This window comes from Mesorhizobium sp. M1E.F.Ca.ET.041.01.1.1 (genome assembly GCF_003997355.1).
In the GTDB taxonomy this organism is placed as follows: domain Bacteria; phylum Pseudomonadota; class Alphaproteobacteria; order Rhizobiales; family Rhizobiaceae; genus Mesorhizobium.
The window spans coordinates 1-8,812 of the sequence record NZ_RZSL01000239.1 but is presented as its reverse complement, the minus strand read 5'-3'; the positions used below and the strand labels follow the sequence as shown (position 1 = coordinate 8,812).

Below are 8,812 nucleotides of genomic sequence, written 5' to 3'. Positions count from 1 at the left end.
CCTTCACCCACGGCCTCAGACGCTTCAACGCCATCACAGACGGCTTCGTTCTGGCCTCGCAAAAATGAGCCCGAAGCAAATGTGTGCGCACGCTAGCCCACAAGGGGAGAAGGAGAAGGCACTATCGCCGCAACAGCTTTTCCAACTCGGCCGCATCCGTCACCACCGGCAGGCAAACCTGTCCGGTGCAGAGCCAGGCGCCGGGCTCGTCCGTGGGCGGGAGCACGCCGCCGGGTAGAAGCGTTCGATTCGCTTCCGTGCCGACCGGCACCACGATATCGATACGGCGCGGGTCGGGATTTCGATTCGCGACCGGAACGAGGATTGAGGAATCTGGCTTGTCGATGATGACAAGCTTCAGCGGTTCGAGCGCCAGGGCGCAGGCGTTGACGATGCCCGCCTGGCCATAGGCCTGTTGCGCGGCGCGGCCCATGGCGTGCTCGGCGGTGGTCCAGGCTTTTTCCCAAGGATCGGGATCGCCGGTGAGGGAGGAGAGCCGCACCAGCGCTTCGACAATCTGGCTGGTGGCCGAGGGGATTGCCTCATCGACATCGCCGCGGATGCGGATCGGCACATCGCCGCTGTCGGATGCCGTTAGATAGTAGCCGGTCTTTTCGCTGTCCTGATGCCAGCGGTCGAGCTGATCGACGAATTGCCTGGCCTGCTCCGAGTAGGCCGGATCGCTGGTTGCCTCGAACAGGGCGATCGCGGCATTGGTCATGGCGGCATAGTCGCTCGACAACGCCGGAAAGAGTTTTTTCGCACCGAGCATCGAATGCGGCAGGCGGCCGTCCTGGCTGGCGCCGATGATATGAGCGAAGGCCTTCGCCGCGGCCTCAATCCAGTCCGGCCGCGCAAGCGAGCGACCGGCTTCCGCGAGTGCCGCGATCATCAGGCCGTTCCAGTCGGTGAGCGCCTTGCCGTCACGGCCCGGCCTGACGCGCTTTTCCCGACTGGCAAGCAGTTTCGCTTTCAGGGGCGCAAGCCGCGCGCAGTCGGCTATGCCCAGGCGCTGCTGTTCCTCGGTCTGGCGGATGATCGGCTTGCCTTCCCAGCCATACGGAGCGGCGAGTTCGAAATATCGGAAGAACAGAGCCGAATCCTCGCCGAGCGCGGCTTCGATCTCCGCCTTGCTCCAGGTGTAGAAAAGCCCCTCCTCGCCCTCGCTGTCGGCATCGAGGCTCGCGGCGAAGGCGCCGCCGTCGATACGCATTTCGCGCAGCAGCCAGGCGACGGTCTCTTCGATTCGTATCCGGAACAAGTCGTTGTCGGTAGCGGCAAAGGCCCAGTTGCACATGCGGATGAGCTGGGCGTTGTCGTAGAGCATCTTCTCGAAATGCGGCACCAGCCATTCGGCGTCGGTCGAATAGCGGCTGAGGCCGCCGCCGACGTGATCGTAGATGCCGCCGGCGAGCATCTTTTCCAGGCTGAGCAGCACGGCGTCGCGGTGCGCGCTCTGGCCGTCGCGCAGCCAGGACAGCCACAGGCTGTGCATGAAGGGAGCGTTAGGGAATTTCGGCGCGCCGCTTAAGCCCCCAAGATCGCGGTCGATCATGCCGCCGATGCGGTTGCTGAGATCGGCGAGCGTGTCGCGGTCGAGCACCGCCTTGCCCTTCGCGCCGGCGAGCCGCTGCTCGACATGGGCCGTCAGCCCATCGGCGCTTTCGGCGAGGCTTTGCTGCTTTTCCCGCCAGGCCTTGTCGACGGCTTCCAGCACCTGGATAAAGCCTGGCCGCCCGTAGCGGGCCTCGCGCGGAAAATAGGTGCCGCCCCAGAAAGGTTTGCCGTCGGGCGTGAGAAACATGGTCAGCGGCCAGCCGCCCTGCTCGCCCATCGCATGGAGCGCCGCCATATAGATCTGATCGATGTCCGGGCGCTCCTCGCGATCGACCTTGATATTGACGAAGAGCCGGTTCATGACGGCGGCCACAGTGTCGTTCTCGAAGCTTTCATGCGCCATGACATGGCACCAGTGGCAGGCGGCGTAGCCGATGGAGAGCAGGATCGGCCGTCCTGATTCTTTGGCTTCGGCAAGTGCCGCCGGCGACCACGCCCGCCAATGCACAGGGTTGTCGCTGTGCTGCTGCAGATAGGGGCTGGCCTCTTCGGCAAGCATGTTTCGCGCGGGCAAGGTCACGAAGGGCGGCTCGGCCTGGTCGTTGATGAGCAAAGCAAGTCCGGAAGCACGGCGGCTTTCCGTCCGGAATTGCGTGGAAGTAAATACCTAGGGTGGTTCGCCAGGTCGGGCAAATGGTAACTTCGAAGGATTCGATCGTCGCGCTCTCAAGCGGCCGCCTGCCTGCAGGCATTGCCGTGATCCGCATCTCCGGCCCGAAGACTCGATTCGTGGTCGAAACAATCGCTGGCTCCGTTAAGGATCGACTGGCCACGTTGCGGAGGCTCAAGGCGGCCGACGACTCGGTCATCGACCACGGGCTCGTCCTTTTCTTTCCCGGACCGGGCAGCTTCACGGGCGAGGACGTCGCGGAGTTCCATGTCCATGGCAGCCGTGCCGTGGCTGCAAAGATGCTGGAGACGATTACCGATATCGAGGGCGTCAGGCATGCTGAGCCCGGCGAATTCACGCGGCGCGCTTTTCTTAACGGCAAGCTCGACCTGGTCGAGACCGAGGCGCTGGCCGACCTCGTCAATGCCGAGACGGAGGCGCAGCGGCGTTTTGCCCTGCGCAATGCGGATGGAGCGCAGAGCGAACTCTATTCGAGCTGGCGCCGCCGGCTGATCCATGCGCGGGCGATGATCGAAGCCGAGATCGACTTCGCCGACGAAGAGGACGTCCCGGGCTCCGTTTCGGAGGCGGTCTGGTCGGACGTGGCGATGATGATCGATGAGATCGGACGTCACATCCAGGGGTTCAAGGCAGCGGAAATCATCCGCGATGGCTTTGAGGTCGTCATCCTCGGCGCGCCGAATGCCGGCAAATCCAGCCTGTTCAACGCGCTGGCCCGACGCGAGGCGGCGATCGTCACCGACGAACCGGGCACCACGCGCGACCTGCTCGAGGTGGTGCTCGATCTCAACGGGATGCGAGTGCGGATTGTCGACACGGCCGGCTTGCGCGAGAGGGCCGGCAAGGTGGAGACGATCGGCATCGAAAGGGCGCGCGCCAAGGCCGGCGGCGCGGACCTCGTCCTGCTGTTGGAGGACATTGTGGATCCGCAGCCGGTGGGCGCGGTCCCGACAGGGGTTCCATTGCTGAAGATCGGGACGAAGGCCGATCTCAAGCACGCAAGCGAGGGTGCCTATGATTGGGTCATCTCGTCCAAGGACGGCACCGGACTTTCCGGTCTGCTGGATGAAATCGGCCGCGGTGCCGCGCTGGCGATCGGAGACGCGGGCGATGTCCTGCCTTCGAGGCTCCGTCATGTCGAGCTTTTGAAAGAGGCGAAGGAATTTCTCGCCGCGGCCCTGGTGGGACAAAGCCAGGAGCTGCGCGCCGAGGAATTGCGGCTGGCCACGGATCGGCTCGGGCGGATCGTCGGCGCGGTCGATGTCGAGGACATGCTCGACGTGATCTTCTCGCAGTTCTGCATCGGCAAGTGATTCACGTGAAACACGGAGGCGTTGCGGGCGTGGATGGATTCACGTGAAACAGCGGCAGGATGTGGCGGATGCATGTTTCACGTGAAACGAGTTCGGCTCTAGCGCGCGCTTGATTTGCCAGAGGCTCGCGCTGCCCCTCATTGCCCTGCCGGGCATTTCTCCCCGTATACGGGGAGAAAGGGCTGGCCGCAGCCTCGGCGCTTTTCTTGCAGCGCTGGCCATTGGCGAAACCATCGATGAGAGCGTCCCTCTCCCCGTCACTATACGGGGAGAGGATGCCGGCAGGCAGGTGAGGGGCAGCGCCGACGCTTGGCGTGCGCAGGCCGAGCCCGCGGCTATCGTCTTGCGTTACACTGTATCCTTGACAGCGAAGGCCGTCGGGGACATGTGTCGGTCAATTTCTGAAACCGGATTCTTGAAATGACCGATCACTATGATGTGGTGGTGGTGGGCGGCGGCCATGCCGGATGCGAAGCGGCAAGTGCTGCCGCGCGCACCGGCGCCAGCACCGCGCTGGTGACGCTGCGTTTCGACACGATCGGCGTCATGTCGTGCAACCCGGCGATCGGCGGTCTGGGAAAAGGGCATCTCGTGCGCGAGATCGACGCCATGGACGGATTGATGGGCCGCATGGCCGACGCCGCCGGCATCCAGTTCCGTTTGCTCAACCGCCGCAAGGGCCCTGCCGTGCGCGGCCCCCGCACCCAAGCCGACCGCAAGCTCTACTGCCTCGCCATGCAGGCCGCGATCAGCGAGCAGGCCAATCTCGATGTGATCGAGGGAGAGGTTCTGGATCTCGAGATCGAAGACGGGCGGGTCGCGGCCGTGCTGGTTTCCGGCGGTCGCCGCCTTGCCTGCGGCGCCGTGGTGCTGACCACCGGCACGTTCCTGCGCGGGCTGATCCATATCGGCGAGAAGAAGATCGTCGCCGGCCGCATGAACGAGCAGGCAAGCCACGGCCTGTCGGCCACCATGGCTCGTGCCGGTTTCAAGCTCGGCCGCTTGAAGACCGGGACGCCCCCTCGCCTCGATGGCCGCACGATCGACTGGGCTTCGCTGGAAAGTCAGGCGGCGGACGAGGATCCGGTGCCGTTCTCGCTGATGACCGACCGGATCATGAACCCGCAGATCCATTGCGGCATCACCCGCACCACAGCGGCGACGCATGAGTTGATTCGCCTCAATTTGAAGCGGTCAGCGATGTATTCCGGGTCGATCGAAGGGGTCGGGCCGCGCTATTGCCCCTCGATCGAAGACAAGATCGTCAAGTTCGGCGACCGCGAAGGCCACCAGATTTTCCTCGAGCCGGAAGGGCTAGACGACGACACCGTCTATCCGAACGGCATCTCGACCTCGCTGCCGGAAGACGTGCAGCTCGACATTCTGAAGACGATCCCTGGGCTGGAAAAGGCGACGATGCTGCAGCCGGGCTATGCCATCGAATATGACCATGTCGATCCGCGCGAATTGGCGACCACCTTGGAGACGAAACGCGTCGCGGGCCTGTTCCTGGCCGGGCAGATCAATGGCACGACCGGCTATGAAGAGGCAGGCGCGCAAGGTTTGCTCGCCGGCATCAACGCGGCGCGCAAGGCATCGGCGAGCGACCAAATCGTGCTCAGCCGCACCGAGGCCTATATCGGCGTGATGGTCGACGACCTCACCAGCCGCGGCATCGCCGAGCCTTATCGGATGTTCACCTCGCGGGCGGAGTTCCGGCTTTCGCTGCGCGCCGACAATGCCGACGAGCGGCTGACGCCGTTGGCCGACCGGCTCGGGATCGCCTCGTCGGAGCGCATGCGGCGGTTTGATGATTTTGCCGGCAGGCTCGCCCAAGCCCGCGCGCTGGCAAAGTCGATCACCTTGACGCCGAATGAAGCGGCGCGGCATGGCCTGGAGATCAACAAGGATGGCGTGCGCCGCTCGGCCTATGAGCTGCTCGCGCATCCGGGCGTCGACATGGCTTGGCTGGCCCGTGTCGAACCCGGCTTCGCCGCGCTTGACGCCAAGACCGCGGAGCGGCTCGAGACGGAAGCAAAATATTCCGTCTATCTCGACCGGCAGCAGGCCGACGTCGCGGAAATAAGGCATGAAGAGTCGCGGCTCATTCCCGAGAGCATCGACTTCTCGGATGTGCCGGGCCTTTCCAACGAGCTGAAGCAGAAGATGAAGACGCGCCAGCCGCGCTCGGTCGCGGATGCGCAGCGCATGGAAGGCATGACGCCGGCGGCGCTCGCCATCATTGTCGCTCACGTCCGCAATGCCGAGCTCGCCGCGCGAAGGGACGTGGCGTGAGCGCCGATGACTTGGGCACCAGTGCCTGGGCGGACCTGCAGAAGGCGGCGGGTCCGGTTTCACGTGAAACATTCGAGCGCCTGCAGGCCTTCGAACAGCTTTTCCTGAAATGGAACCGCAGCATCAATCTGGCGGCGCCGTCGACGCTGGACGACGTCTGGCGCCGGCACATCCTGGACAGCGCCCAGCTTGCCCGAATCGCTCCCGCGGCAATGCGATGGGTCGACCTCGGCTCGGGTGGCGGTTTTCCCGGACTGGTGCTCGGCTTCCTACTGGCAGAGCGACCGGGCGCCTCGATCGATCTGGTCGAGAGCAATCGCAAGAAAGCGTCCTTCCTGCAGTCGGTCATTGGCCAGTTCGATCTGCCGGCGCGCGTTCTGGCACGGCGCATCGATGACAGCTATCCCTTTGTTTCTACGCCGGAAATCGTCACGGCACGCGCCCTGGCCGCACTTCCGGATCTGCTCGATTTATCCGCGCCCTGGCTGTCCAAAGGGGCGCGCGCGCTTTTTCACAAAGGCCGGGATTACCGCGCCGAAGTGGAAGAAAGCACTCACCGCTGGGCCTTCGATCTGGTAGAACATCCAAGCATGACCGACCCTTACGGCATCATCCTGGAAATCACCGATCTGCGTCCGGCGACCCCGCAATGAATTACTGGCATAAACCCATGAAAACTGGTCCGCGCATCATTACCGTCGCCAACCAAAAGGGCGGCGTCGGCAAGACCACCACGGCCATCAACCTGGCCACAGCGCTGGCCGCGATCGGCGAGCAGGTGCTGATCGTCGACCTCGATCCGCAGGGCAATGCCAGCACCGGGCTCGGTATCGACCGCAAGGACCGCACGGTCTCGTCCTACGACGTGCTGACCGGCGAGCTGGAGCTGGAGGCGGCAGCGGTGCCGACGGCGGTGCCGGGCTTGTCCATCGTGCCCTCGACGCTCGACCTGCTCGGCATCGAAATGGAGATCGCCTCGGCGCCCGACCGCGTGCTCAGGCTGCGCAATGCGCTGCGCGCCGCGGCCGAGCGCTCGGCGCCGTTCGGCTATGTGCTGATCGATTGCCCGCCTTCGCTCAATCTTTTGACCTTGAATTCAATGGCGGCGGCAGATTCGGTTCTCGTGCCGCTGCAATGCGAGTTCTTCGCGCTGGAAGGTCTCAGCCAATTGCTCGAGACGGTCGAGCAGGTGCGCGGCGCCATCAACCCGGATCTCACCATCCAGGGCATCGTGCTCACCATGTATGACGGCCGCAACAACCTCGCCAACCAGGTGGTGCAGGATGTGCGCACGCATATGGGCGACAAGGTCTACGAGACCATCATCCCGCGCAATGTGCGCGTTTCCGAAGCGCCCTCCTACGGCAAGCCGGCGATCCTCTACGATCTCAAATGCTCCGGCAGCCAGGCCTATCTGCAGCTTGCTTCCGAAGTGATCCGCCGCGAGCGCAAGCTGCGCGCGGCCTGAGCGGCGCAACCAGCCATCCCGTTAGGCAAATAGCCGATTCGATTCCGAAACGACCTGGACAGAATAATGAGCGAAGACCAATCAAGAAAAAGACTGGGCCGTGGCCTCGCGGCGCTGATCGGCGAGATCGACCGTCCGGCGGCACCCGAAAAGCCGAGCCCGGCGGCGGACGGCAAGGTGCCGATCGAGTTCGTCAGCCCGAACCCGAAGAACCCGCGCCGGCATTTCGGCGATGCCGAGCTCACCGATCTCGCGCAATCGATCCGCGAACACGGCGTGGTGCAGCCGGTAGTGGCGCGGCCCTCGCCGTCGCAGCCCGGCCGTTACGAGATCATCGCCGGCGAGCGGCGCTGGCGGGCGGCGCAGCGCGCCGGCCTCACCGAGATCCCGCTCATCGTGCGCGACGTCAACGACCGCACGGCGCTGGAGCTGGCGATCATCGAGAACGTGCAGCGCGCCGACCTCAATCCGGTCGAGGAGGCGCAAGGCTACCAGCAGCTGATCGACGAGCACGGCTATACGCAGGCCGATCTCGGCCAGGTGATCGGCAAGAGCCGCAGCCATGTCGCCAACACGCTGAGGCTTTTGAAGCTGCCTAATGTCATCCGCGACATGCTGGTCGACGGCGATTTGTCGGCCGGCCATGCCCGCACGCTGGTGACGGCCGAGGATCCGGCAGGGCTCGCCAAGCGCATCGTCAAGGAAGGGCTTTCCGTGCGCCAGGCCGAAGCGCTGGCGCAGATGCCCGCCGGCCCGACGCCGGCCAAGGTGAAGTCCGCGCCGAGCACGCCGGAGAAAGATCCCGACACGCTGGCGCTGGAGAAGCTGATGACCGACACGATCGGCATGATCGTGACCATCGAGCACAAGAGCCGAGGCGGCACGCTCAGGGTCAACTATCGCACGCTGGACCAGCTAGACGAGCTCTGCCGGCGATTGAAGGACGAGCGGTAGGGCGTTGAGGCGCAACGGTATTTTGCCGGCTAATGAAGTTTCGATTTAAGGCTGGATACGCCTGATATATTGGTGATAGCTGAGACAGGGCTGACCGTTGGGTCGGCCTTTTCTTTGCAGTGATTGGCGAAAGAGCCGAAGCTGCAAATCTCCCCCCTTGAGGGGGAGATGGCCGGCAGGCCAGAGGGGGTTGTCTCACATCAAGCGCCGGCGTGCCTTGCCGGGCGAAGAAGAGGTCGGCGCTCCACGCGCGGCGACCCCCTCTGTCGCCTTCGGCGACATCTCCCCCTCGAGGGGGGAGATCATCCGCGCTGCCCCAGTCTCGCGCTCTCCACCGCGATCCCGAGCAATGCCTGACGCGCCAGCGCCTCCGATCAATCCGGCCGTTTGCGCGTCTGCAGCACCGCTGTCTGCAAGCGGTTCAGCGCGCGGCCGAGCGCCTCGACATTCCAGCGCTCCAACGTCTTCTCCACCAGCTTGCGGCGCGAGAAGAAGACCGGCGGTCGGGCGCCCGCCACCACCGACGCGGCGGTT

General features: G+C 64.5%; 6 protein-coding genes and 1 pseudogene. 5 read left to right on the top strand and 2 right to left on the bottom strand.

From position 1 onward, the window contains the following. Positions 1–121 precede the first annotated feature (121 nt). Positions 122–2,137: a thioredoxin domain-containing protein gene (locus tag EOA38_RS19585; RefSeq protein ID WP_127299998.1), complete on the bottom strand. Its 2,016-nt coding sequence runs from the start codon at positions 2,135–2,137 to the stop codon at positions 122–124. 113 nt (positions 2,138–2,250) lie between these two features. Here EOA38_RS19585 and mnmE point away from each other — a divergent pair, with 113 nt between their 5' ends. The 5 genes from mnmE (at position 2,251) to EOA38_RS19555 (ending at position 8,278) form a co-directional block, all read left to right on the top strand. Next, positions 2,251–3,561, top strand: a complete 1,311-nt coding sequence (gene mnmE, locus EOA38_RS19580; RefSeq protein WP_127299996.1) for a tRNA uridine-5-carboxymethylaminomethyl(34) synthesis GTPase MnmE — start codon at positions 2,251–2,253, stop codon at positions 3,559–3,561. Between the two features lie 420 nt (positions 3,562–3,981). Further along, a complete protein-coding gene (gene mnmG, locus EOA38_RS19570) occupies positions 3,982–5,856 on the top strand; it encodes a tRNA uridine-5-carboxymethylaminomethyl(34) synthesis enzyme MnmG (protein WP_127299995.1) in 1,875 nt (624 codons plus the stop codon). Between the two features lie 11 nt (positions 5,857–5,867). Then, complete coding sequence (rsmG, locus tag EOA38_RS19565) at positions 5,868–6,509, top strand: 16S rRNA (guanine(527)-N(7))-methyltransferase RsmG (protein WP_127299997.1); 642 nt, start codon at positions 5,868–5,870, stop codon at positions 6,507–6,509. 17 nt (positions 6,510–6,526) lie between these two features. Continuing rightward, the gene (locus tag EOA38_RS19560; RefSeq protein WP_127299994.1) at positions 6,527–7,324 is read left to right on the top strand and encodes a ParA family protein; all 798 of its coding nucleotides are present in this window, start codon (positions 6,527–6,529) and stop codon (positions 7,322–7,324) included. 66 nt (positions 7,325–7,390) lie between these two features. Beyond that, positions 7,391–8,278 (top strand): ParB/RepB/Spo0J family partition protein, encoded by an 888-nt coding sequence (locus EOA38_RS19555; RefSeq protein ID WP_126091087.1) that lies wholly within the window; start codon positions 7,391–7,393, stop codon positions 8,276–8,278. A 302-nt stretch (positions 8,279–8,580) separates the two neighbouring features. On the opposite strand, the pseudogene holA reads toward EOA38_RS19555, so the two are convergent. After that, positions 8,581–8,812, bottom strand: a pseudogene (holA, locus tag EOA38_RS40440) (DNA polymerase III subunit delta); the annotation flags it as partial.